This window comes from Streptomyces sp. NPDC051364, from assembly GCF_040682115.1.
GTDB lineage: Bacteria > Actinomycetota > Actinomycetes > Streptomycetales > Streptomycetaceae > Streptomyces.
In genome coordinates this window covers 22,107-45,450 of the sequence record NZ_JBFBAH010000012.1, presented here as the reverse complement: position 1 = coordinate 45,450, position 23,344 = coordinate 22,107, and the positions used below count along the sequence as shown (strand labels likewise).

Sequence of the window (23,344 nt, the reverse complement as noted above, 5' to 3'; positions counted from 1 at the left end):
ATCAGCGGGGGTCCGCGAGGATCCGCGCCATGTTCCGCTCCGCGAGCGCGGTGATGGTGACGAACGGGTTCACCCCGAGCGAGCCCGGGATCAGGGAGCTGTCGACCACGTACAGCCCCTGGTAGCCCTTGGCGCGGCCGTAGTTGTCGGTCGCGTCGCCGAGGACGCAGCCGCCGAGCGGGTGGTACGTGAAGTTGTCGGCGAAGTTCCTGTTGTCGCCGAACAGGTCGTACCGGTAGATCGTGAAATTGGCCCGGTTGATCCGGTCGAAGAGGTTCTTGGCGGCCTGGACCGACGGGGTGTTCTGGTCGCGGCGCCAGTTGAGCCGCGCCGAGTCGGTGGCCGCGTCGTACGTGAAGTGCCCGCGCTCGGGGTTCTTGGTGATGGCCAGGTACATCGAGATCCAGTGCTCGAAGCCCATGGGCAGCGGGGCGATCTCCGCGAACACCGGGTTGGCGGCGTTGTCCCAGTCGTCGATCCCCAGGGCGGGCATGGTGGCCTGGTTGCAGCCGACCGTGTCCCACAGGTGGTTGGCGCGGGCGGTCATGATGTTGCCGTTGTGGCCCCAGCCGAGCCCGACCTTCTCGCTGAGCGCGGGCAGGGTGCCCCGCTCCCGGGCGCGCAGCAGGATCTCGGTGGTGCCGAGGCTGCCGGCGCCGAGGAAGAGCTGTTTGCAGCCGAGTTCCCTGACCTCGGTGACCCTTCCCGTCAGATCGCTGGTCCGGACGGTGAGTACGTAGCCCCCGGCCGGGTCCTGGCGTACGCCGACGACGCGCTGCATGGTCTCGATGGTGACGTTGCCGGTGCCGATCGCGGCCGCGAGGTAGGTCTTGTCGACGCTCTTCTTGCCGAAGTTGTTGCCGTAGATCACCTCGCCGGCCAGCGCCGAGCGGGTGGCGGTGCCGGCGGCCTCGCGCTGCATGTACTGGAAGTCGTACACGTTGGGCACGAAGGTGGTCCGCAGACCGGTGTTCTGGGCGTGCTTGCGGGAGATCCGGGCGAACCGGTACCACTCCGTGGACTCGAACCAGCCGGGGTCGATGTCGTTGACGCCGAGCATGGCGCGGGCGCGGGGGTAGTACGTGCCGTACATCTCGTCGGCGTCGACCTGGGGCAGCACCTCGGAGAAGTACGAGCGCCGGGGCGTCGGGGCCATGCCGCCGTTGACGAGGGATCCGCCGCCGACGCCGCGGCCGACGTACACGGACATGTCGCCGTGGTTCACGCGGTCGAGGACGCCCGGGTAGGGGCTGATGTCGCGGTTGACTACGTCGAGCCAGAGGAACTGTGCGAGCGGGGCCTCGGTGCGGGTGCGGAACCACATGGACCGCTGGTCGGGGGCGGAGGTGGAGGGGAAGACCTTGCCGTCCGGGCCGGGGGTGTTCCAGAGCCGGCCCATCTCGAGGACGACGGTCCGTACGCCGGCCTGCCCGAGCCGGAGGGCGGCGACGGCCGAGCCGTAGCCGGAGCCCACGACGATGGCGGGGGCGTACTGCGCGGCGGCGGGCTCTGCGGCCGCGGCCGATTGCAGGCCTATGCGGGTGAAGCCGAGGGCGGCGGCGGTCTGGAGGGCGCCGATACCGAGGAAGTGACGGCGCGTCAGCTGAGGTGTCATGGCCGCATCATGGGCGGAATCCGGCCGTCCACCCAGAGGCGGTGTTGACAGACTTCTGAGGAACAGTCAGATGTGGCGGAGGATCACCGCGCCGGTCCGGGGCGAGCCGGAACCGGCCTCAGACCTGCTCGGTCGGCCGGACGAGCATCTCCGCCACCGCGACCCGCCGCGGCCGCGTGACGATGTACACGATCGCGTCCGCGATGTCCTGCGACTGCAGCCGCTCGATCTTCCCGAGCATCTGCGCCAGCGCCTGCTGCACCTCAGGGGCATTGTGCTCGCGCAACTCGGTGTCCACGCTACCGGGCTCGACGAGGGAGACCCGTACGTGCTGCCGCGCCAGCTCCTGGCGCAGCGCCTCACTGAACGCGACCACGCCGAACTTCGTGGCGCAGTACGCGGCGCCCATGGCCGCGGCCTGGCGGCCCGCCACGGAGGACACGTTGACGATGTCGGAGACCTGTCGGCGCCCGTCCCCGGCGGCGTTCGCCAGGTGCGGCATCGCCGCGTGGGTGGTGTGCATCAGGCCGGTCAGGTTGATGTCCACCATGCGCTTCCAGTCGGCGAGGGCCGACTGCCCGGCGCGGCCCAGGATCATCAGGCCCGCGTTGTTGACCAGGGTGTCGAGGCGCCCGAGCTCCTTGACCGTGCGCTCGACCACGCGCGCGGCCTCGGCCTCGTCGGCGATGTCGGCGGGCAGGACGAGCGCGGTGCCGCCGCCGGCCTCGATCTGGGCCGCCAGTTCCGTGAGCCGGTCCCCGCGCCGCGCGGTGAGCGCGACGGTGGCTCCCCGCCCGGCGAGCGCCAGGGCGGCCGCCCGGCCGATCCCGCTCGAAGCGCCGGTCACCAGGGCCACGGTGCCGCGCAGCACGTCGTCCATCGTCCTCACCACTCCTCACCGGCGCGCAACCGTCGTGCACGTCCGCAGACATGCCTTCCGTGTCCGGCGGGACATGCACGGCCGGGGCCCCGACGCGCCCTGGTCGGCGTAATCGCCGAGGAAGTACGAGGAGTACGGGACCGGGCTCAGAGCAGCTCGCGCAGGCGGTCGGCCAGGAGGTCCCAGCGCCACCTCTCCTCGACCCAGGCGCGGCCCCGCTCGCCCATGCGGCGGCGCAGCTCCGGGTCCTGCAGCAGCGCGATCACGCGGTCCGCCGCGTCCTCGGGGACACCGCCCCGGACCACCCAGCCCGTCTCGCCCTCCAGCACCGCGTCCGGCGCCCCGCCCGAGTCGCCCGCAACCACCGGCAGGCCCGTCGCCGAGGCCTCGAGGTAGACGATGCCGAGGCCCTCCACGTCCAGTCCGCCCCGCCGGGTCCGGCACGGCATCGCGAAGACGTCCCCGGCGCCGTAGTGGGCGGGCAGCTCGGCCCACGGGACCGCGCCCGTGAAGACCACCGAGTCCGCGACCCCGGTCGAGACGGCCAGCGCCCGCAGGTCCGCCTCGTACGGGCCCCCGCCGACCACCAGCAGCACGGCGTCCGGCACCGCGGCCAGGATCCGCGGCATCGCCTCGATCAGCGTGTCCTGTCCCTTGCGGGGGACCAGCCGCGAGACGCAGACCACCACGGGCCGGTCCGACAGCCCCAGCCGGGCCCGGATCTCGTCGCCGCCCGACCCGGGGTGGAAGGTCTTCTCGTCCACCCCCGGCGGGAGTTGCACCATCCGCGCCGCCGCCCGGTCCGTCAGCGCCGAGGCGATCCGCGAGCGCGTGTACTCGCCCAGGTAGGTCAGCGTGTCCGTGCCCTCGCCGATCCGGCGCAGCAGCTGCCGTGCCGCCGGCAGCTGTGCCCAGCCCGCCTCGTGCCCGTGGGTGGTCGCCACGATCCGCTTCGCCCCGGCGCGGCGGAGCGCCGGGCCCATCAGCCCCAGCGGGGCCGCCGCCCCGAACCACACCGACTCGCAGCCGTGTTCGCGCAGCAGCCCGACCGCCCGCCGGGTCACCCGCGGGGTCGGCAGCAGCATCGTCGTACGGTCGCGCACGACCTGGAACGGCTGCTCGGCGTCGAAGGCGGCGGTGGCCTCGCGGCCTTCCGCGCCGTGCTTCCAGGTGGAGGCGTAGACGACGATCCGGTCGGGATCCAGCCGCAGCGCCATGTTGTGCAGGAAGGCCTGGATGCCGCCGGGCCGCGGCGGGAAGTCATTGGTCACGATCAGCGTCTTGTGCATCGCCAGCCAAAGTACCGGACGCCCCCACGCGGCCCCTGCCCAGCCGCCGGACACCCCTACGGCGCCCCCAGCTCCTGGCGGAGGCTCGCCTGCCAGGCCAGCGTCAGGCCGGGCAGATCGCCGCCGATCGTTTCCTCCAGGGCCGTCGCCAGGGGCCCCCGGCCTGCCAGCTCGTAGAGGCGGACCAGTGTGGCGTCGCCCCACTTGGCCGCGATCAGGCGGCAGGCCAGCCATGCGCCCTCGTACGCGCGGGCCAGTGCCTCCGGGTCGCCGCCGAAGGCGAACGCCTCGTCGGCGGGGAGCGTACCCGGCAGCTCGCCGCGGCGGACCGCGCGGGCCAGTGCCGGCGCGGCCTGCTGCGGGGTGGTCGCGCCGCCGCGGTACGCCGCCCAGTCCGCGAGGCCCTCCGAGAGCCACAGCGGGGTCCGGGCGGAGGTCGCGGCGCGGGTGGCCACGTGGGTGACCTCGTGGGTCAGGACGACGCCGCGGCCCGCCGCGCTGAGCTCCGCCCAGCCCTCCGGGTTGACGACGACCCGGTCGGCGGGGGCCGCGGCGGCGCCCACCCGGCCCGTCGTGACGGCTCCCATGCCCCGGTACTCGGCAGCCGGCCGCCCCAGCAGCTCCGCCATCCGCTCCAGCGAGTCCGGCACCAGCACGACCACCCGGCCCGCCCACGGCCCCGGCCAGGCGGCGCTCGCCGCGGGCACCGCCCGGTCCGCCTCCGCCCCGATCTCGGACAGGGTCTGCGGGGACCGGCCGACGCCGAGCACCAGCGCGTGCGCGCCCCGGACCACCGCCACCGGCCCCTGGTCCCACAGCTGCGGCGGGGCGCCCGGCGCGGGCCGGTCCCCGGTGACCCGCCACCGTCCGCCGTCCCCGCCGTCCCGGCTCAGCCGCACCTCGCGCGCCGACCCGGCCGGGGCCGTGTCGTAGCCGGTGAGCCGGTAGTGCAGTTCCGCCCGGGCCATGGCCTCGGCGCCGTCCCGCCGGACCGCGGAGACCTCGTACGCCCATCCCTCCAGCGGGATCCCGGCGAGCTGCGCGGGCGGTGTCCGTGACCAGGCGGCCACGGCCTGCCGGATGTCCCCCTCGGCTGCGTCCCGCGCCGCAGGCGCCCCGCACCCCGCGAGCAGCACGCTCAGCAGGAGCGGCAGCGCGCGTACGAGGAGCCGACGGACCGGGGACATCCGACGATCGTACGCACGGCCTGCATCAAGGGCGCGTCACCGAGGACACCGGCATCATCCCGACCGGGTCGTACCGCACCCGCGCACCCGGGTACGGGGCGTGCACCACCTGTCCGTTCCCGACGTACATGCCGACATGGCTGGCGTCCGAGCGGTACGTGACCAGGTCGCCGGGCTGCGCCTGCGAGAGCGGGACCTGGCGGCCGGCGTACCGCTGGGCCTGCGAGGTACGCGGCAGGGAGACGCCGGCCTGCCGGTACGACCACACCATCAGCCCGGAGCAGTCGAACCCGGAGGGCCCGGTGGAGCCCCAGATGTACGGGCGGCCGACCGCGGCCCGGGCCGCCATCACGGCGGTCGCGGCGCGCCCCGAGGAGGGGCCGAACGAGTTCGGCTCGGGCAGGCCCTCCGGGCGGTCGCCGGAGCGCGAGGCCCGCTCGAAGTCGGCCCGCTCCTGCGAGGGCATGGCGTTCAGGAGCCGGCGGGCCGCGGCGAGCTTGGCGGTGACGGCGCGCTTCTGGCGGGCCACGTCGGCGCGTACGGCGCCGAGTTCGGCGAGCTTCTGCGAGGCCTCGTGGCGCTGCTGGCCCAGCCGGCGCTGCTCCTTGCGCAGTTCGTCGAGCCGACGGGCCTGCCGGTCGGTCAGCCGGTCGAGTTGGGAGGCCTTGTCGAGGTATTCGTCCGGGTTCTCGGAGAGCATCAGCTCGACGGCGGGGTCGATGCCGCCGGAGCGGTACTGGGCGCCGGCGAAGGTGCCGAGGACGCCGCGCATGGTGTTGATGCGGTCCTGGCCGCGGGCCAGTGCGTCCTGGGCCCGGTCGATCTCGGTGCGCAGCCGGTCGGCCCGCTCGCCCGCCTGGTTGTAGCGCTCGGTGGCCTGTTCGGCCTCCTCGAAGAGCCGGTCGACCTGGGCGCGGGCGCCGGCCGGGGGCTCCTGCGGCTGGGCCGGGGCCGCGCTCGCCGCCCCGCCCGCCATGGCTGCCGCGGCGGTGGCCGCGGCGGCGGTGAGGACGGTGGCCTTGGTGCTCCGGTCGAGACTGCCGAGCCCGGGCCGGCGATGGGACGCCACGAGGAACCGCTCCCTTCCGCTGCGCGGGACCGGGTCCGCCCCCCGTGGACGGCCGTGTGCCGGGTTCCGCGCTGGCAGACAGTAGCCGCGCGGCCACACACCGGCCAACGACCGCCGAAGGGCACACACAGTGACGCCCCGCCTCAGACGCAGGTCACCGGCGGGGCGTGTGGTCACAGCGGGGCCGCGGAATTCGCCCGGATGGGCGGTGTACGGCGCGTCCCGCGAGGGAGACCCGGGAGCGTCAGCCGATGCGGACGCCGAACTGGAACGGCATGTTGTTGATGGACTCGTACTTGACGCCGCCGCGCGGGTTGGAGGCGTGCAGGACCATGCCGTTGCCCGCGTACAGGCCGACGTGGTGCAGGTCCCCGTAGAAGAGCACCAGGTCGCCGGGCTGCAGCTGGCTCTTGCCGATGCGCGTGCCGTCGTTGGCCTGGGTGTAGGTGGTGCGCGTGATGCTGACGCCGGCCTGCTTGTAGGCCCACTGGGTCAGCCCCGAGCAGTCGTAGGCGCTCGGGCCGGTCGCGCCGGAGACGTACGCGCTGCCCAGCTTGGTCTTGGCGGCCGCCAGGGCGGCGCCGGCGCGGCCCGAGGCCTTGACGTTACCGAGGTCGGCGCGGTCGCTGTCGCTGCGGCTGGCTCGGGTGTCCTCGTCCTTGAGGGCCGCGCGGTCCTGCGCGGTCAGGGTGTTGAGGAGGGCCTGGGCCTCGGCGAGCTTGTCCTGCGAGGCCTTCTTCTTCTCGCCGAGCTCCTTGCGGGTGGCGTCGAGGTCCGCGAGCTTGCCGGAGGCCTCCTGGCGCTGCTGCGCGAGCGAGCGCTGCTTGGCCTGGATCTTCTGGACCGCTTCGACCTGCTTGCCGCTCAGCTGCTCCAGGGTGGAGGCCTTGTCGAGGTAGGTCTCGGGATCTCCGGAGAGGAAGAGGGCGACGGACTGGTCCATGCCGCCGGTGCGGTACTGGGCGCTGGCCATCGAACCCAGCGTGGTGCGCAGCTGGTTGAGCTCGTCCTGGCCGCGGGCGACCTGGTCCTGGAGCTGGCCTATCTCCTTCTCGAGCTTCTCCTGGCGCTCCTTGGCCCCATTGAACTTCTCGGTGGCCTGCTCCGCCTCTTCGTAGAGCGAGTCGACCTTGGCCTTGACCTCGTCCTTGCTCGGCTGGGCCGGAGCGGCGGAGGCGCCGTGTGCGGAGAGGGCGACGGCCGCGGCTGCCGTGACGGTGAGCACGGTCACACGAGTGCGGGTCGGCTGCTTGGGTCGACGGTGGGACGCCACGAAGGCGAGCTCCTTCTTCCTGGAACCGCCGAAGGAACGCAACTCGGCGACACCTTCGCCGCCACCCTGAATGAGTGATCTACCGCACGAAGGTTTGAACAGACCCTAGTGACCCGGCTGTGATCAGTTCAAATCCTGTCGAGAAAAAAATCGCTTGCCGACCAGGTTCTTTACCTACAGCCCACGCTCTGTGCAGGGCACTTGACGGTACGTTCCCTGTCGGCCATATCAAATCGGGCATTCCGTCGACGAGTTACGAAACGCGCGAAAGCCGCTTCAGCAACAAAGCGGACGTTACCGGCCGGGCACCGGCCTTCGCCACGCCGTCGGCCACCTCGCGGTCCGTGGAGACCACGACCACGGGCCGGCCGGGGGGCTCCGCGCGCACCAGCTGGCGGATCAGCTCGTCCGCCGTCACACCGGCCTTCGAGAACAGCACGCGCACCCCGCGCGGCGGCGCGAGCAGTACCGGGGCCGCCAGTTCCGCGCCGTCGAAGACACAGGTCATCTCCGCGCCGGTCTGTGCGGCCAGCATCGACAGCCCGCCCAGCAGCCGCAGCCGCTGCTTCTCCAGCGGCATCGTCGGATAGCCGGTCTTGGTCACGTTGTAGCCGTCGACCACCAGATGGGCCTGGGGCAGCGCCAACAACTGGTCCAGCAGCGCCGGATCGGTCTCCGACAGGGCCCGCGCCGCGATGTCCTTCGGGGTCATCCGGCCCGGCTCCACCGCGTCCACCGTGTCGGCCGGCCGCGTCGACACCGGCGGCAGCGCCAGCTCGCGGCGCAGCCCCTGGGCCGCGTCCAGCACGGTGTCCAGCAGCAGCCGCAACCGCATGTCCTCGACGCTGCGGCCCTCGCGGGTGGCCCGGCGGGAGGTCTCCAGCGCCGCCTCGACCTCCGCGAGGCGGGACTTGAGCCGCCGGGTCTCGCTCTCGGCGGCGGCCACGTGTGCGGCCGCCTCGCCCCGGATCCCGTCGATCTCGGCGGTGACCTTGCGCAGGGCCGCCTCGCCGCGCTTCACATCGCTCTGGGCGCTGCGCAGCTTGCGCTGAAGCGATTCCGCTTCCTTGCGCGCCCCGTCCAGCTCGGCCCGCACCTGCTCGCCGCCGAGGCGCTGCAGGTCCCGTGCGTGGGCCAGCTCCTCGCGGAGCCGGTCCAGTTCGCGCCGGGTCTCCTCGCCGAACCGCTCGGCGTCGGCGCGCTGCGCCTCCTCGCCTGCGGCGGCCACCAGCTTGACCCAGCCGACCGGCCGCAGCACGTACGCGGCGGCCGCCACGTCCAGCGGGTCCGCGGCGGCGGGCGGCGCACCGGACTCCAGCGCACCGGCCAGCTCGGCCTGCGCCTCGCGCAGCTTCTCGGCGACGCGGCCCCGGAAGACGCCATCCGCCTCCACGGCCGCGGCCATGGCGTTGCCCGCGAACTTGGCCCGCCGGGTCGGGGTGAACCGGGCGTACTGGCGCAGCTGCGCCGGGAGGTCCGCGACCGTCAGTCCGCCGAAGGCGTCCGAGACGAGCGCGACGACCCGGCGCCGCACGCCTTCCGGCAGCGGGCGGTCGAGCACCTCTGCGGCGTCGCCGGCCGCGTCGGCCGGCTCAGCGCCGCTTGCTGGCTCCACAATCCGTCACCCCTACCGTGATCTACCTGTGGGCCCGGCTCCGTCAGGAGTCCGTGCCCGGCCTGTCCACGAGCTCGATCTGGTCCACCGCGTTGCACCACCGGCAGCGGACCGACTCGATGGTCTCATTGACCACCTCGCGTTCCTCGACCTTGGGCTCCCCGGCAAGATCCAGGTGGACGTACTCCACGACCTTCGACGAACGAGTGACGTCGAAACGCGTGAGGTTGCCGCACAGCGTGCAGCGCCACCGGGTGGTGTCGGTCGGCAGGGGAACCGTCATCAGGCCGCTCTCTCCTTCGTAGCTGTTTCAATTAAAGCCGCCGTCTGCGTCAATCGGCGGACCGCAGCACGTAACCCTACGGCCTGCCGGTGCTCCGGGTGGGTCCGCTTGGGTCATGCTCAACCGCATGATCGTAAGGTGGCAGGCCCTCCGGGAGGCCGTCCGGGGCCCGGTGGTCGTCCACGCACTGATCGCCGGCTGCTGCGTGGTGTTCCTGCTCGGCCCGGCCTCGGGGCTGAACCCCTCGTACGGCACGGGCGAGCGGTTACTGGAGACGGGGACCGCATACTTCCGGCGCTGGGGGGTGGTCCCGGACGAGCTGTTCACCGGGTCGGCGCGGGCGCTGCTGACCCCGCTCACCGCGTTGTTCGTGCACGGCAGCTGGCTGCACGTGCTCGGCAACATGCTCTTCCTCTACGTCTTCGGCGTGATGACGCAGGAGCGGATGGGCCGACCGGAATTCCTGTCCTTCTACGTCTGTACGGGTTACCTGGCCCTGGCGGCGTACGCGGCGGCCAACGCCGCCTCGGCCCAGACCCTGGTCGGCGCGTCGGGTGCGATCTCGGCGGTGCTGGGGGCCTTCCTGTGCCTGTTCCCCCGGGCGAGGGTCACGAGCCTGTTCCCGTTCCTCCTCTTCCTGCCGCTGCGCTTCCCGGCCTGGATCGTCCTGCTGTTCTGGTTCGGCCTCCAGTGGCTGGCGGCGCACCGCGCGGGCAGCGGCCCGGGGGTGGCGTACCTGGCCCATGTGGTGGGCTTCTCGCTCGGCTTCGTCTACGCGTGGGTGCGGTATCGGCGTACGACTAGAGTGAGGAGACCAGCGACGGCCACCGAGGGAGACAGCCAGCCGTGATCACCGCGATCGTGCTCATCAAGACCAGCGTGGACCGCATCCCCGAGATCGCCGAGTCGATCGCCGCGCTGGACAACGTCAGTGAGGTCTACTCCGTCACGGGGACGTACGACCTGATCGCGCTGGTCCGCGTGGCCCGCCACGAGAACCTGGCGGACATCATCCCGGGCCGCATCAGCAAGATCCCGGGCGTGGAGGCGACGGACACCCACGTGGCGTTCCGCACGTACTCCCAGCACGACCTGGAAGCCGCGTTCGCCATCGGCCTCGACGCGTAGCGCTGCCCAGTTCGTCCCGGCTCGCGGATCCCGGCCGCATCAGAGCTGCACCCGGCGGCGGTGACCTCTCGTCCTCGGCTCACCACCGCAGTGCCCCCACCCCACCTGCCGGTGTCCGACCGCGCCCCGCCTCCGCTCTCCCTGTGAGGCCCGGGCCGGACAGATCGAGCCCCGCCGGCGTCTGAGGCGCTGGGGGTACCTCACCCGGTCGCCCCACCACAGCGGATGCGTGTCACACGGCCGGCACGCAGCGGCCTTCCTCCGTGCGGTACTGCCACTTGGCGCCGTCGGCGACGAGTTCCCTGACCGCGCGGACGAAGCGGTCGACGTGCTCGTCGGGGGTGCCTGCGCCGAAGCTGACGCGGATCGCGTTCAGCGAGCGCTCCCCCGGGGCCGCCTCGGGGGCTCCGCAATCGCCCTGGGCCTGCGGCTCGCTGCCCAGCAGGGTGCGGACCAGCGGGTGGGCGCAGAACAGGCCGTCGCGGACGCCGATCCCGTACTCCGCCGACAGTGCGGCCGCGAAGTGCGAGCTGTTCCAGCCGTCCACGACGAAGGAGATGACGCCGACCCGCGGGGCCTCGTCCCCGAAGAGGGAGAGGACCCGGACCGCCGGGACCTCCGCCAGGCCGCTCCGGACCTTGGCGATCAGGTGGCGCTCCCGGGCGACGAGGCTGTCGAAGCCCGCCTCGGTCAAGGCCTTGCAGGCGGAGGCGATCGAGTACACGCCGATGACGTTCGGGGAGCCGGCCTCGTGGCGGGCGGCCGTGGTGTGCCACTCGACGTCGACGCCGCCGTCCGCGCGGCGGGCGACCTTCCGGGAGGCGCCGCCGCCGGCCAGGTACGGCTCCGCCTGCTGCAGCCAGTCCGCGCGGCCGGCCAGCACGCCCGAGCCGAACGGCGCGTACAGCTTGTGCCCGGAGAAGGCCACCCAGTCCACGTCCAGCTCCTGCACGGAGACGGGGTGGTGCGGGGCCAACTGGGCGGCGTCCAGGACGATCCGCGCGCCGTGGGCGTGCGCGGCAGCGGCGAGCTCCTTCACCGGCCACAGCTCACCGGTGACGTTGGACGCGCCGGTGACGCAGACCAGCGCCGGGCCGTAGCCCTCTTCAATTGATGCAGCACGGTCGGCCAGCGCCCGCTCGAGGGTCTCGACGGCCTGGGCCGGGGTCCGCGGGGCGTTGAGGTAGGTGACCTGTGCGTCGGCCCACGGCAGCAGCGAGGCGTGGTGCTCGGTCTCGAAGACGAAGACCTGGCAGCCGGCCGGGAGTACGGCGGCGAGCAGGTTCAGCGAGTCGGTGGTGGACCGGGTGAAGACGATCTGGTCGGCGGGGCGGCAGTCGAGGAACTCGGCGACCGTGGCGCGGCTCTGCTCGAACAGGTCGGTGGAGAGCTGGGAGAGGTACCCGGCGCCGCGGTGCACGCTGCCGTAATAGGGGGCGTACGCGGCGACGTCGTCCCAGACCCGCTGGAGCGCGGGGGCACTGGCCGCGTAGTCGAGGGCCGCGTACGTGACCTCGCCGCCGGTGACGAGCGGGACGGTGACGTCCCGGCCGAGGACCGGCAGCGGCTCGGCACAGGCGGGGTCGGCAGGGGCGGCAACGGGGGCGGTCACGACGGCGGTGGCGACGGCGTTCGGGTACGTGGACATGGCGGTATCTCCCGGCGGGACAGGCTGAATGGCTTCGGACGGCCCGTACGCGGGTGCACGGATGCGCGGACGCGCATGCGGCAGTGGGGTACGGGAATTGCCTCGACGCACGGACGCGGCTGAGGACCGTGCGGAGGGTGAAGAAGGGGCGGAGTCGCCCTATCGCATTCGCTTGCTCACGGAAAAAGCTCCTCGAGAGACCAGGACCCCTGGTGTCGAGGGATCCGCGCTTGCCGTAGGCCTTTCTGCCTACGACCTGGTCATCACCCGGGGCACCCCGCCACGGAAGGAGGGTTGCCGGACAGCAAGCCGGGGCCTAAACGCTGTCACTCGTGACCTGGTCTGCATCCTGCCACAAGATCCCTCACGCGCAAGACCCCGGTCCGCATACTGGACCGGGGCCACCTGTTTCACGCCTTTCTCGTACCGCTACGCGTTGCTGGCCGCCACCCAGCGGTCCAGGGCCGCCCGGGCGGAGCCCGAGTCGACGGCTTCCGCCGCCCGGGCGATGCCCGCGCGGATCTGGTCCTCCAGGGAGCCCGTGCCGGGGTCCAGGGCCACCAGGGCCGCCGCCGAGTTCAGCAGCACCGCGTCGCGGACCGGGCCGGTCTCGCCGGCCAGCAGGCGGCGGGCGACGTCCGCGTTGTACGAGGCGTCCGCGCCGCGCAGCGCCGAGACGTCGACCAGCGGGACGCCCACGTCGCGCGGGTCGAAGGACTGCTCGTCCACCCGGCCGTCGCGGACCCACCACACCCGGGAGGTGGCGGTGGTCGTCAGCTCGTCCAGGCCGTCGTCGCCGCGGAACACCAGCGCCGAGGAGCCTCGCTCCGCCAGCACGCCCGCCACGATGGGGGCCACCCGGGCGTCCGCGACGCCCGTGGCCTGTGCCCGTACCCGCGCCGGGTTGGTCAGCGGGCCGAGGAAGTTGAAGGTGGTCCGGATGCCCAGCTCTCTGCGGGCCGCGGCCACGTGACGCAGCGCCGGGTGGAACTTGACCGCGAAGCAGAAGGTGATCCCGGCCTCCTCCGCGACCTCGACGACCCGCGCCGGGCTGAGGTCCAGGTTGACCCCGAGCTTCTCCAGCACGTCCGAGGAACCGCTCGCGCTCGACGCGGCCCGGTTGCCGTGCTTGACCACCTTGGCGCCCGTACCGGCCACCACGATCGACGACATCGTCGAGATGTTCACCGTCTTGGCCCCGTCGCCGCCGGTGCCGACGATGTCCACCGTCCGGCCCGGCACCTCGATCAGGTTGGCGTGCCCGTACATGGACCGTACGAGGCCGTTGATCTCGGCGACGGTCTCCCCCTTGGCCCGCAGCGCCACCACGAAGCCGGCGATCTGGGCGTCGGTGGCCTCCCCGCGCATGATCCGGTCCATGGCCCAGGCGGTTTCCTCGGCGCGCAGGTCCTGGCCGTTCAGCAGGGCGTCGAGGACGCCCGGCCAGCCGCGGGCCGCCACGCTGTCGCCGCCTGCCGGGGTCACAACGTTCATGGTCCGCTCCTGCTGTTGGTCGGCCACCCGATATCGGGGTCCAGGTCGAATGGGCAGGGCTCCAGCCTATCCAGCCCCGGGGACGGCAAAGAGCCCCGTCCGGACACTGGACGGGGCTCTCGCCGTGGCGACACGAGGACTGACCGAAATCAGTCCCTCAAGCGGGATCAGTGGTGGCCGTGGCCGCTCTGGATCTCCTTGTACTCCTCCACCGAAGGCTTCGGAATCTGGTTGTTCTCGGCGTAGAAGCCCTTGCTGAGCTTCGCGCGGAGCTTCTCCATGCGGCCGACCTTGCGCTCGACACCGTTCTCGTCGACCGTCGGGCCGATCTCGATCGGCTTGTACTGCTCGTGCGCGGTCAGCGTGTGCAGCTTGCCCTGCGAGAGCGGCTCGTGGACCTCGACGAACTCACCGTGCGGCAGGCGCTTGATGATGCCGGTCTCGCGACCGTGCAGCACCTTGTCGTGGTCCCGGCGCTGCAGGCCGAGGCAGATGCGCTTGGTGACGATGAACGCGAGGACCGGGACGACGAAGAAGCCGATCCGGACGAACCACGTGATGTTGTTGATCGAGAGGTGGAAGTACTGCGCGAACATGTCGTTTCCACCGCCGATCAGCAGCACGATGTACTCCGCGATCCAGGCGACACCGAAGGCCGTGCGGGTCGGGACGTTGCGCGGGCGGTCCAGGATGTGGTGCTCGCGCTTGTCCCCGGTGACCCAGGACTCGATGAACGGCCAGACGGCGATCGCACCGAGGACCACCGGGAAGATCAGCAGCGGGATGAACACGCCCAGGACGAGCGTGTGGCCCCACAGGTTGATCTCCCAGCCCGGCATGGCACGGATCAGGCCTTCCGGCATACCCATGTACCAGTCGGGCTGCGCACCGGTGGACACGTGGTCCGGACGGTACGGGCCGAGCGCCCAGATCGGGTTGATCGAGGCGATCGCCGCGATGGCCGCGATGACACCGAAGACCAGGAAGAAGAAGCCTCCGGCCTTGGCCATGTAGACCGGCAGCAGCGGCATGCCGACGACGTTGTTGTTCGTCTTGCCGGGACCCGCGAACTGGGTGTGCTTGTGGTAGAAGACCAGGATCAGGTGGGCCACCAGCAGGCCCATCATGATGCCGGGCAGCAGCAGGATGTGGATCGAGTAGAACCGGGCGACGAAGTCGCCGCCGGGGAACTCGCCGCCGAAGAGGAAGAACGAGATGTACGTGCCGACGATCGGCACGGACAGGATCGCGCCCTCCATGAAGCGGACACCGGTGCCCGAGAGCAGGTCGTCCGGCAGGGAGTAACCGGTGAAACCGGTGAACATGCCGAGGACCAGCAGCAGGAAGCCGAAGATCCAGTTGACCTCGCGCGGCTTGCGGAACGCGCCGGTGAAGAAGACGCGCATCATGTGCACGACCATGCCCGCGACGAAGATCAGGGCCGCCCAGTGGTGGATCTGCCGGATGAGCAGACCACCGCGGACGTCGAAGCTGATGTCCAGCGTCGAGGCGAAGGCCTCGGACATCTGGACGCCCTGCATCGGCACGTACGAGCCGTGGTACACGACCTCGTTCATGCTCGGGTGGAAGAACAGCGTCAGGTACACACCCGTGAGGATGATGATGATGAAGCTGTAGAGGCAGATCTCACCCAGCATGAAGGACCAGTGGTCCGGGAAGATCTTGCGCATGTTGGACTTGGCCAGGCTGTAGATGCCCAGGCGGCCGTCCGCCCAGTCGGCTACCCGCTCGCCGGCCGGCGCTTTGCGCTTCGAATCGGTGGCAGTGCTCATCCGCGCTCCCAGAATGCAGGACCGACGGGCTCTTCGAAGTCGCCGAGCGCCTCGAGGAAGCCTTCGCCGTTCACGCCGATCCGCAGCTGCGGAAGCGCGTGGCCGGCCGGGCCGAAGATGACACGGGCGCCGTCGGAGAGGTCGAAAGTGGACTGGTGGCACGGGCAGAGCACGTGGTGCGTCTGCTGCTCGTACAGGCTGATCGGGCAGCCGACGTGGGTGCAGATCTTCGAGTAGGCCACGATGCCCTCGTGGGACCACTCGAGTTCCTGCTTGTCCTTGATGTCCTCCGGCTTGATCCGGACGATCATCAGGGCGGCCTTGGCGATCTGCGTCTGGAAGTCGTGCTGCTCCTCCTCCAGGCCCTCCGGCCTGGCGAAGGTCAGCGAACCGACCTGGACGTCCTCGGGACGCAGCGGCTCATTCGTGTTGTCGTTGATGAGCAGCTTGCCCTTGGCCCACACCGTGTGGCGCAGCTTGTCCTCGGGCAGCGGACCCAGGTCGCGCATGATCATGACGGCGGACAGCGGCAGCATGGCCAGCGCGCCCAGCATCGTGTTGCGGATCAGCGGACGGCGGCCGATGGCGGACTCGTTCGCACCGTCGGCGAAGTCCGACAGGACCTTCGCCTTGACCTCCGGCGGCGCCGCGATCTCGTGGCGCTCGTCGGCGACCTCCACGTCGGACATCAGGGTGCGGGCCCAGTGGACCGCGCCCGCGCCGATGCAGAAGAGGGCGACGCCCAGGGTCATGCCCAGGGCGAAGTTGAGCCCGCTCACCTTCCCGATGGGGAAGATGTAGACGATCTTGTCGACCGGGATGGTCACGTACGAGGCGATGAAGCCGATCGTGGCCAGCATCGACAGCGTGAACAGCATCGCCACGGTGCGCTCGGAGCGCCTCGCGGCCCGCTCGTCGATGTCCTGGATACGGGGCTTGTGGACCGGCAGGCCCGGGTCGGCGAACGGGTCGTCCGCGACTGCTACGCCACCGTGGTGCGCGTCGCCCTGCTCGCTCGGCAGGTGCTTCTCTTCGGGAATGTCTTGGCTACTCATGACTTCTTGGCCTTAGCGGTGTGGGCCGCGACCCAGACGGCGACAGCGATCAGCGCACCCAGGCCGAAGATCCAGCCGAACAGACCCTCGGAGACGGGGCCGAGGCCACCGAGCTTCAGGCCGCCAGGGCTGACCGACTTCTCGCCGTTCACGTGCTGGATGTACGCGATGATGTCCTTCTTCTCCTTCGTCGGCATGGTGCTGTCCGGGAAGGAGGGCATGTTCTGCGGGCCGGTGAGCATGGCCTCGTAGATGTGCTTCGGCTCGACGCCCTCGAGGTTGGGGGCGTACTTGCCGTTCGTCAGTGCGCCGCCTTCGCCGGTGAAGTTGTGGCACTGCGCGCAGTTGTTGCGGAAGAGCTCACCACCCCTGGCGATGTCGGCGCCCGCCGGGTCGTACTGCTTCTCGGTCGGCACGATCGGGCCGGCGCCGAGGGAGGCGATGTAGGCGGCGAGCTGGTCGATCTGCGCCTGGTCGTAGATGACCGGCTTCTTCGGCACCTGCACGCCGGGCTGCTGGGCGGGCATGCGGCCCGTGCTCACCTGGAAGTCGACGGCCGCGGAGCCGACGCCGACCAGGCTGGGGCCGTCAGTGGAACCCTGACCGCCGGTTCCGTGGCAGCTTGCGCAGCCCACGGCGTAGAGCTTCTTGCCCTCCTCGATGGCGAGGGACTGGGCGGTTTCATCGGCCTGCGCCTTGCCCGCGGGGGCGAAGGCGGCGTACAGCCCCCCAGTGGCCGCCAGCGCGAGGAGTAGAACGACGACCGCCGCCAGCGGATGGCGTCGTCGTGCGGAGAGCTTTTTCACGGATTACCCCGGTGTCAGGATCTTCTGCGTCGGTGTTTCTGGATGGAGTGCCGGGTCTCGCCCGGTGACGTGTTCGCTACTTGATCAGGTAGATCGTCGCGAAGAGGCCGATCCAGACGACATCGACGAAGTGCCAGTAGTAGGACACGACGATGGCCGACGTGGCCTGTTCGTGGGTGAACCTCTTGGCCGCGTACGTCCGGCCGAGGACCAGCAGGAAGGCGATGAGACCGCCCGTCACGTGCAGACCGTGGAACCCGGTGGTCAGGTAGAACACGGAGCCGTACGGACCGGACGAGAGGCTCATGCCCTCGTGCTTGACCAGCTCGGTGTACTCGAACACCTGGCCGCCAATGAAGATCGCACCCATGACGAACGTGATCATGAACCACGACCGGAGCTTCTTCACGTCACCGCGCTCTGCGGCGAATACGCCGAGCTGGCAGGTGAGGGAGGAAAGCACCAGGATCGTCGTGTTCGTCGCCGAGAAGGGCAGATTCAAGGCCGAAGCCTGCTCTGCCCAGTACTCGGCACCTGTCACGGATCGCAGGGTGAAGTACATCGCGAAGAGGGCCGCGAAGAACATCAGCTCGGAACTCAACCAGATGATGGTTCCGACGCTGACGAGGTTCGGCCGGTTGACCGTCGGGTGCGCGTGCCCGGTATCTACTGTCGTTGCTGTCGCCACGACCGACATTATGTCGGTCGCTTATCCCGCCCTCACCCCGGGGGGTGCCGTTCGGAGTGTCAGGGGCGTGTGCAAGGCCCGAACGGCCCATCAGATCGGCCCGGCGCGTTCATCGGCGAGGCTGTCCGAACCGATGTTGACACCGGGTCGGACGGAGTAGCATCCCGCGCAACATCAACGTTATTCACGGCACCGTGGAGGAACGAAATGCGGTCGACTGCACGGGTTCTGGTCTACAGCGACGATGCGAGCACCCGGGAGCAGGTGCGGCTGGCGGCCGGGCGCAGGCCGGCCGCGGACCTGCCGCCGGTCGAGTTCGTGGAATGCGCCACCCTCCCGGCCGTCCTGAGCGAGCTGGACGCGGGCGGGATCGACGTGTGCGTGCTGGACGGCGAGGCGGTTCCGGCCGGGGGCATGGGCGTGTGCCGGCAGATCAAGGACGAGATCTTCCGATGCCCGCCTGTGCTGCTGCTGATGGGGCGCCCGCAGGACGCCTGGCTGGCCACCTGGAGCCGTGCGGACGCGGCGGTGACCCTGCCGGTCGACCCGGTGGAGTTCGCGGACGCCCTGGCGGGCCTGCTGCGCCCCCGCCTCGCCGCCAACTCCGCCTGACCGGCCCCTCGGCTCCCGCCGGGGAGCACCACCGCCCGTGCCCGGCCGAAGGCTGCACGGGTCGGCTGAGCCGGAGGGGCCGCGTCGGCGAAGGAGGGCGAGCGCCCGGAGGAACCTGCGAGGTACGAGCAGGTTCTGAGGACGCACGCCCTCCTGGAGCCGACACCGGCGGCCCCGGAGGCGAAGCCGACCCCGACTAGACAGTCGGCCGCAGGCGGGCCTTGTCGATCGGGCTGCGGCCTTCCTGGGTGCCCTTGAGGAGGGCGCTGCCCTCGCGCCAGTCCTTCCAGTCCAGGTTCCAGTCGCCGAAGCCGTTGCCGAAGGGTTCCATGTCGTCGCCGATACTGTTGATCACCCGGACGATGTCGCCCTCGGTGATGTTCTCGTAGAACCAGGCGGCGTTGCCCGTGCTCATGCCGGTGCAGCCGTGGCTGACGTTCTCGTAGCCCTGCGAGCCCACGGACCACGGCGCGGCGTGCACGTATTCACCACTCCAGGTGACGCGGGTCGCGTAGTAGACGGGCAGGTTGTAGTACTCGCTGCCGCCGATGCCGACGGTGTCGCCGCGCATCTGGACGAAGTACTGCTTGCCGAGTACCACCTTGACCCCGTTGCGGGTGGAGAAGCCGGGCTTTCCGGTGGTCACCGGAATGGTGTTGATCACTTCTCCGTTGCGCTCGAACGTGAGGTAGTGCGAGGACGCGTCGGTGGTGACCTCGACCCGGTCCCCGATCTCCAGCGCCAGCGGCTTGCTGGCGGCCCCGTGGAACTCGTCGGAGATCTTGATGCCCTCCAGATTGCTCCGTACGGAGACGGCGGAGTGGGCGGGCCAGTAATCCTTCGGGCGGAAGTGCAGGTGCTTGTCGTCCACCCAGTGCCAGGCGCCCTCGACACCCGGCGGCGTGTCGACGACCAGGCCCCGCTCCACGATCGCGCGGGCGGCCTTGTCCGTGATGGGCTCGTTCAGTTCGGCCGTGATGGGCTGTCCGACGCCGTACTTGCCCTCGTCCGGCCCGAATTCGACCTTCAGGACCTGCTTGGCCGGAGTGGTCTCGAACGTCAGCCTGCGCTGCCCTGGAGCCCCGCGCTCGTCCTCGGTGTTCACCAGGACCGTGTAATGGACGCCGGCGGCCATCGGGGCGGTGCTGTGCCAGCGGTCGCCCTTGGCGCTCAGCTCGCCGGCGAGCCGGCGGCCCTGGGCGTCCACGGCGGACACGTCGGTGATCCGGTTGCCGCCGGTTCCCTTGGCGGTGATCTCCAAGGGCTTCTCGGGGTCGAGGGGCCGGCCGCCGGGGGGCTGGTTGAAGACGACCTGGTCGCCCGCGTCGTACGGGCGGGCTGACAGCGGGTTGTCTCCGGGCCCGCAGGCGGTGGCGCCGGCCCCCAGGGACGCGACCAGCACGGAGCAGCTGAGTACCGTCCAAAGACGCGGTGAGTGCTTCATGGAGCCAACGCTATGAAGGTATGACCATTACTGCGCGCGGGGTGACTGCAAACGAGGGGCCCGGACTCCTCCGTTGGAGGTGTCCGGGCCCCTGGTCTTCGTTCTGCCTGCGGTGCTACTGGTTCTGGTTCTCACCGCGGTAGTACTCGTACACCCAGCCCCACAGGCCGATCACGATGATCGGGGCCGAGAAGTACATGAGCCACCAGCCGAAGATGACGCCCATGAACGCGAGCGCACCGCCGATGCCCAGCGAGAGCGGCTGCCAGCTGTGCGGGGAGAAGAACCCCAGCTCGCCCGCCTCGTCGGCGACGTCGGCCTCCAGGTTGTCCTGGGCCATCTCGTCGACGCGCTTGGCCGTGAAGGCCAGGTAGTAGCCGATCATGACGCTCAGGCCGAAAGCCAGGAAGAGCGCGGTGGTTCCGACGGGCTCCTTCGACCACACGCCGTACACGACGGCCATGATCAGGATGAAGAAGGAGAGCCAGAGGAACATCTTGCCCTGGATCTTCACTTGCCGGCCTCCTTGCCGCCGGTGACGGCCTTGGCCGCGACGCTGTGGTCCTCGAGGTGGTCGAGGGCCGCGATCTCAGGGTGGTGCAGGTCGAACGCCGGGGATTCGGAACGGATCCGCGGCAGAGTGAGGAAGTTGTGCCGCGGCGGCGGGCAGGACGTCGCCCACTCGAGCGAACGGCCGTAGCCCCACGGGTCGTCGACCTCGATCTTCTTGCCGTACTTCGCCGTCTTCCAGACGTTGTACATGAACGGCAGCATCGACATGCCCAGGAGGAACGAGCTGATCGTCGAGATCGTGTTCAGGGCGGTGAAGCCGTCGGCCGCGAGGTAGTCCGCGTAACGACGCGGCATGCCCTCGGCGCCCAGCCAGTGCTGCACCAGGAACGTGCCGTGGAAGCCGATGAACAGCGTCCAGAAGGTCATCTTGCCGAGGCGCTCGTCCAGCATCTTGCCCGTGAACTTCGGCCACCAGAAGTGGAAGCCGGCGAACATCGCGAACACCACGGTGCCGAAGACGACGTAGTGGAAGTGCGCGACGACGAAGTACGAGTCGGAGACGTGGAAGTCCATCGGGGGCGAGGCCAGGATGACGCCGGTCAGACCACCGAAGGTGAAGGTGACCAGGAAGCCGATCGTCCAGAGCATCGGGGTCTCGAAGGACAGCGAGCCCTTCCACATGGTGCCGATCCAGTTGAAGAACTTCACACCGGTCGGTACCGCGATCAGGAAGGTCATGAAGGAGAAGAACGGCAGCAGCACACCGCCGGTGACGTACATGTGGTGGGCCCACACGGTCACGGAGAGGCCGGCGATCGCGATCGTCGCACCGATCAGACCGATGTAACCGAACATCGGCTTGCGGGAGAAGACCGGGATGATCTCGGAGACGATTCCGAAGAACGGTAGCGCGATGATGTACACCTCTGGGTGTCCGAAGAACCAGAAGAGGTGTTGCCAGAGCAATGCCCCGCCGTTCGAGGCGTCGAATACATGCGCACCGAACTTGCGGTCGGCCTCCAGCGCGAACAGCGCGGCGGCCAGCACCGGGAAGGCGAGCAGGACCAGGACACCGGTCAGCAGCACGTTCCAGGTGAAGATCGGCATGCGGAACATCGTCATGCCGGGGGCGCGCATGCAGATGATCGTGGTGATGAAGTTGACCGAGCCGAGGATCGTGCCGAAGCCCGAGAAGGCCAGACCCATGATCCACATGTCGGCGCCGATGCCCGGCGAGCGGACCGCGTCCGACAGCGGGGAGTAGGCGAACCAGCCGAAGTCGGCGGCGCCGTTCGGCGTGACGAAGCCGGCCACCGCGATGGTCGAGCCGAAGAGGTACAGCCAGTACGCGAACATGTTCAGCCGCGGGAACGCCACGTCGGGCGCGCCGATCTGCAGCGGCATGATCCAGTTCGCGAAGCCCGCGAAGAGCGGGGTGGCGAACATCAGCAGCATGATCGTGCCATGCATGGTGAACGCCTGGTTGAACTGCTCGTTCGACATGATCTGCGTGCCCGGACGGGCCAGCTCGGCGCGCATGGCGAGCGCCAGCAGACCGCCGATGATGAAGAACACGAACGACGTGACCAGGTACATCGTGCCGATGGTCTTGTGGTCGGTAGTGGTCATCCACTTCACGACGACATTGCCCGGCTGCTTGCGCCGCACCGGCAGCTCGTTTTCATACGAGTCGGCGGCGGCACCCTGAGATTCGTTGAGGATGCTCACAGTTTGTTCGTCTCCGCATTCCGGGCCGGGTCAGTCTGCTTGATGCCGGCCGGGAGGAAGCCGGTCTGCCCCTTCTCGGCCAGTTCCTTGAGGTGCGCCCGGTAGGCCTCGGGCGAGACGACCTTGACGTTGAAGAGCATCCGGGAGTGGTCGACGCCGCAGAGCTCGGCGCACTTGCCCATGAAGGTGCCCTCCTGGGACGGGATCACCTCGAAGACGTTGGTGTGGCCCGGGATGACGTCCTGCTTGAACAGGAAGGGGACCACCCAGAAGGAGTGGATGACGTCGTTCGACGACAGGATGAAGCGGACCTTCTCACCCTTGGGCAGCCACAGCGTCGGGCCGGGGTTGCCGGTCTCCAGGTTGCGGTCGCCGGGAACGCCCTTCTCGTAGACGCCTTCGGCGCCCGCGGGGAATTCCTTGGTGAAGCGGTCCGGGATGTTGGCGAGCTCCTTGGGAACCTCGCCCGCCTTCGGGGTCACCGCATCGCCGTCGACGTTCTCGACGTAGTTGAAGCCCCAGCTCCACTGGAAGCCGACCACGTTGATCGTGTGCGCCGGCTTCGGGGTGAGCGCGAGCAGCTTCGACTCGTCACGCGCGGTGAAGTAGAACAGCACCGAGACGATGATGAGCGGTACCACGGTGTACAGCGCCTCGATGGGCATGTTGTACCGGGTCTGCGGGGGGACCTCCACCTTCGTCCGGCTGCGCCGGTGGAAGATGACGCTCCAGATGATCAGGCCCCAGACCAGGATGCCCGTGATGAGGGCAGCTGCCCACGACCCCTGCCACAGGGACAGGATGCGAGGCGCCTCCTCCGTGACCGGATAGGGCATTCCGAGCCGGGGGAAGTCTTGCCAGTTGTACGAGCAACCAGTGGCGGTCGCCAGGACCGCGCCCGCAGTCAGCGCCTGCAGCAGCTTCCGCCGCATCGGGCGCCGCGGCGAGCGGTCGGAGCCGTAGGGACTCACGTAGCGCCTTCCCGAGAGTCTCGGCCCGCGCGGCCGGCCGCGGCCGTATTCGGGTCGGTCGCCGGCCCTGACGCAGGCAGGGGTTTGGATGTTTATGCGGACCAAACCCTACTGGACGCTATTTGGGGTCGCGCGGGGAGGGTGCCCAACGCGCCGCTACTGCCCCCGAAGGGATGGATCCGCCGTACGGGGGACGGCCCAACACCCCCTGAATGGCGGCCTCCGGGGGGCATCTGACGGCCCCTGACCTCGA

At 70.1% G+C, this 23,344-nt stretch carries 21 protein-coding genes and 1 riboswitch; of the genes, 3 read left to right on the top strand and 18 right to left on the bottom strand.

What is annotated here, in order from left to right; translation table 11 throughout:
- Position 1: 1 nt before the first annotated feature.
- The 8 genes from AB0M76_RS24480 to AB0M76_RS24445 form a co-directional block, all read right to left on the bottom strand.
- Positions 2-1,615, bottom strand: coding sequence for a GMC oxidoreductase (locus AB0M76_RS24480; RefSeq protein ID WP_365954887.1), 1,614 nt, complete (start codon positions 1,613-1,615; stop codon positions 2-4).
- Positions 1,616-1,733: 118 nt separating this feature from the next.
- Positions 1,734-2,495 (bottom strand): SDR family NAD(P)-dependent oxidoreductase, encoded by a 762-nt coding sequence (locus tag AB0M76_RS24475; RefSeq protein ID WP_365955019.1) that lies wholly within the window; start codon positions 2,493-2,495, stop codon positions 1,734-1,736.
- Positions 2,496-2,641: 146 nt separating this feature from the next.
- Entirely contained in the window at positions 2,642-3,784 is a 1,143-nt protein-coding gene (locus AB0M76_RS24470; protein WP_365954886.1) for a glycosyltransferase family 4 protein, read from the bottom strand.
- Positions 3,785-3,840: 56 nt separating this feature from the next.
- Complete coding sequence (locus tag AB0M76_RS24465) at positions 3,841-4,971, bottom strand: hypothetical protein (protein WP_365954885.1); 1,131 nt, start codon at positions 4,969-4,971, stop codon at positions 3,841-3,843.
- 25 nt (positions 4,972-4,996) lie between these two features.
- Complete coding sequence (locus AB0M76_RS24460) at positions 4,997-6,040, bottom strand: NlpC/P60 family protein (RefSeq protein WP_365954884.1); 1,044 nt, start codon at positions 6,038-6,040, stop codon at positions 4,997-4,999.
- A gap of 244 nt (positions 6,041-6,284) precedes the next feature.
- A complete protein-coding gene (locus AB0M76_RS24455) occupies positions 6,285-7,313 on the bottom strand; it encodes an NlpC/P60 family protein (protein ID WP_365955018.1) in 1,029 nt (342 codons plus the stop codon).
- Between the two features lie 253 nt (positions 7,314-7,566).
- Complete coding sequence (locus AB0M76_RS24450; protein ID WP_365955017.1) at positions 7,567-8,931, bottom strand: NYN domain-containing protein; 1,365 nt, start codon at positions 8,929-8,931, stop codon at positions 7,567-7,569.
- Between the two features lie 40 nt (positions 8,932-8,971).
- Entirely contained in the window at positions 8,972-9,211 is a 240-nt protein-coding gene (locus tag AB0M76_RS24445) for a hypothetical protein (RefSeq protein WP_030291802.1), read from the bottom strand.
- 127 nt (positions 9,212-9,338) lie between these two features.
- On the opposite strand from AB0M76_RS24445, the gene AB0M76_RS24440 reads away from it, so the two are divergent.
- Both AB0M76_RS24440 and AB0M76_RS24435 read left to right on the top strand, forming a co-directional pair.
- Positions 9,339-10,061 (top strand): rhomboid family intramembrane serine protease, encoded by a 723-nt coding sequence (locus tag AB0M76_RS24440; RefSeq protein WP_365954883.1) that lies wholly within the window; start codon positions 9,339-9,341, stop codon positions 10,059-10,061.
- Positions 10,058-10,339, top strand: coding sequence for an Lrp/AsnC ligand binding domain-containing protein (locus AB0M76_RS24435; protein ID WP_030291798.1), 282 nt, complete (start codon positions 10,058-10,060; stop codon positions 10,337-10,339). Before AB0M76_RS24440 ends, AB0M76_RS24435 begins: the two co-directional genes overlap by 4 nt.
- 232 nt (positions 10,340-10,571) lie before the next feature.
- Here AB0M76_RS24435 and AB0M76_RS24430 read toward each other — a convergent pair whose 3' ends face one another.
- The 6 genes from AB0M76_RS24430 to AB0M76_RS24405 form a co-directional block, all read right to left on the bottom strand.
- Complete coding sequence (locus AB0M76_RS24430) at positions 10,572-11,951, bottom strand: aminotransferase class V-fold PLP-dependent enzyme (RefSeq protein ID WP_365955016.1); 1,380 nt, start codon at positions 11,949-11,951, stop codon at positions 10,572-10,574.
- 257 nt (positions 11,952-12,208) lie between these two features.
- Positions 12,209-12,325: riboswitch (SAM riboswitch) on the bottom strand.
- 91 nt (positions 12,326-12,416) lie between these two features.
- A complete protein-coding gene (gene trpD / locus AB0M76_RS24425; RefSeq protein ID WP_365954882.1) occupies positions 12,417-13,481 on the bottom strand; it encodes an anthranilate phosphoribosyltransferase in 1,065 nt (354 codons plus the stop codon).
- A 167-nt stretch (positions 13,482-13,648) separates the two neighbouring features.
- Positions 13,649-15,274: a cytochrome bc complex cytochrome b subunit gene (locus tag AB0M76_RS24420; protein ID WP_365954881.1), complete on the bottom strand. Its 1,626-nt coding sequence runs from the start codon at positions 15,272-15,274 to the stop codon at positions 13,649-13,651.
- Complete coding sequence (locus tag AB0M76_RS24415; RefSeq protein WP_365954880.1) at positions 15,271-16,329, bottom strand: Rieske 2Fe-2S domain-containing protein; 1,059 nt, start codon at positions 16,327-16,329, stop codon at positions 15,271-15,273. Before AB0M76_RS24415 ends, AB0M76_RS24420 begins: the two co-directional genes overlap by 4 nt.
- Positions 16,326-17,135, bottom strand: coding sequence for a c-type cytochrome (locus AB0M76_RS24410; protein WP_365954879.1), 810 nt, complete (start codon positions 17,133-17,135; stop codon positions 16,326-16,328). Before AB0M76_RS24410 ends, AB0M76_RS24415 begins: the two co-directional genes overlap by 4 nt.
- A 76-nt stretch (positions 17,136-17,211) precedes the next feature.
- Positions 17,212-17,832 (bottom strand): heme-copper oxidase subunit III, encoded by a 621-nt coding sequence (locus AB0M76_RS24405; RefSeq protein ID WP_266629975.1) that lies wholly within the window; start codon positions 17,830-17,832, stop codon positions 17,212-17,214.
- 198 nt (positions 17,833-18,030) lie between these two features.
- Between AB0M76_RS24405 and AB0M76_RS24400 the strand changes: the two genes are divergently transcribed.
- Complete coding sequence (locus AB0M76_RS24400; RefSeq protein WP_030291785.1) at positions 18,031-18,435, top strand: response regulator transcription factor; 405 nt, start codon at positions 18,031-18,033, stop codon at positions 18,433-18,435.
- A 196-nt stretch (positions 18,436-18,631) separates the two neighbouring features.
- On the opposite strand, the gene AB0M76_RS24395 is transcribed toward AB0M76_RS24400, so the two are convergent.
- The 4 genes from AB0M76_RS24395 to coxB all read right to left on the bottom strand — a co-directional run bounded on the left by AB0M76_RS24395 (position 18,632) and on the right by coxB (position 23,091).
- Positions 18,632-19,879, bottom strand: a complete 1,248-nt coding sequence (locus AB0M76_RS24395; protein ID WP_365954878.1) for an Ig-like domain-containing protein — start codon at positions 19,877-19,879, stop codon at positions 18,632-18,634.
- Between the two features lie 115 nt (positions 19,880-19,994).
- Entirely contained in the window at positions 19,995-20,393 is a 399-nt protein-coding gene (locus AB0M76_RS24390) for a cytochrome c oxidase subunit 4 (protein ID WP_030291781.1), read from the bottom strand.
- Positions 20,390-22,120 (bottom strand): cytochrome c oxidase subunit I, encoded by a 1,731-nt coding sequence (ctaD, locus tag AB0M76_RS24385; RefSeq protein WP_365954877.1) that lies wholly within the window; start codon positions 22,118-22,120, stop codon positions 20,390-20,392. The genes AB0M76_RS24390 and ctaD overlap by 4 nt, the downstream gene beginning before the upstream one ends.
- Positions 22,117-23,091 (bottom strand): cytochrome c oxidase subunit II, encoded by a 975-nt coding sequence (gene coxB / locus AB0M76_RS24380; protein ID WP_266667753.1) that lies wholly within the window; start codon positions 23,089-23,091, stop codon positions 22,117-22,119. The genes ctaD and coxB overlap by 4 nt, the downstream gene beginning before the upstream one ends.
- Between the last annotated feature and the right edge of the window lie 253 nt (positions 23,092-23,344).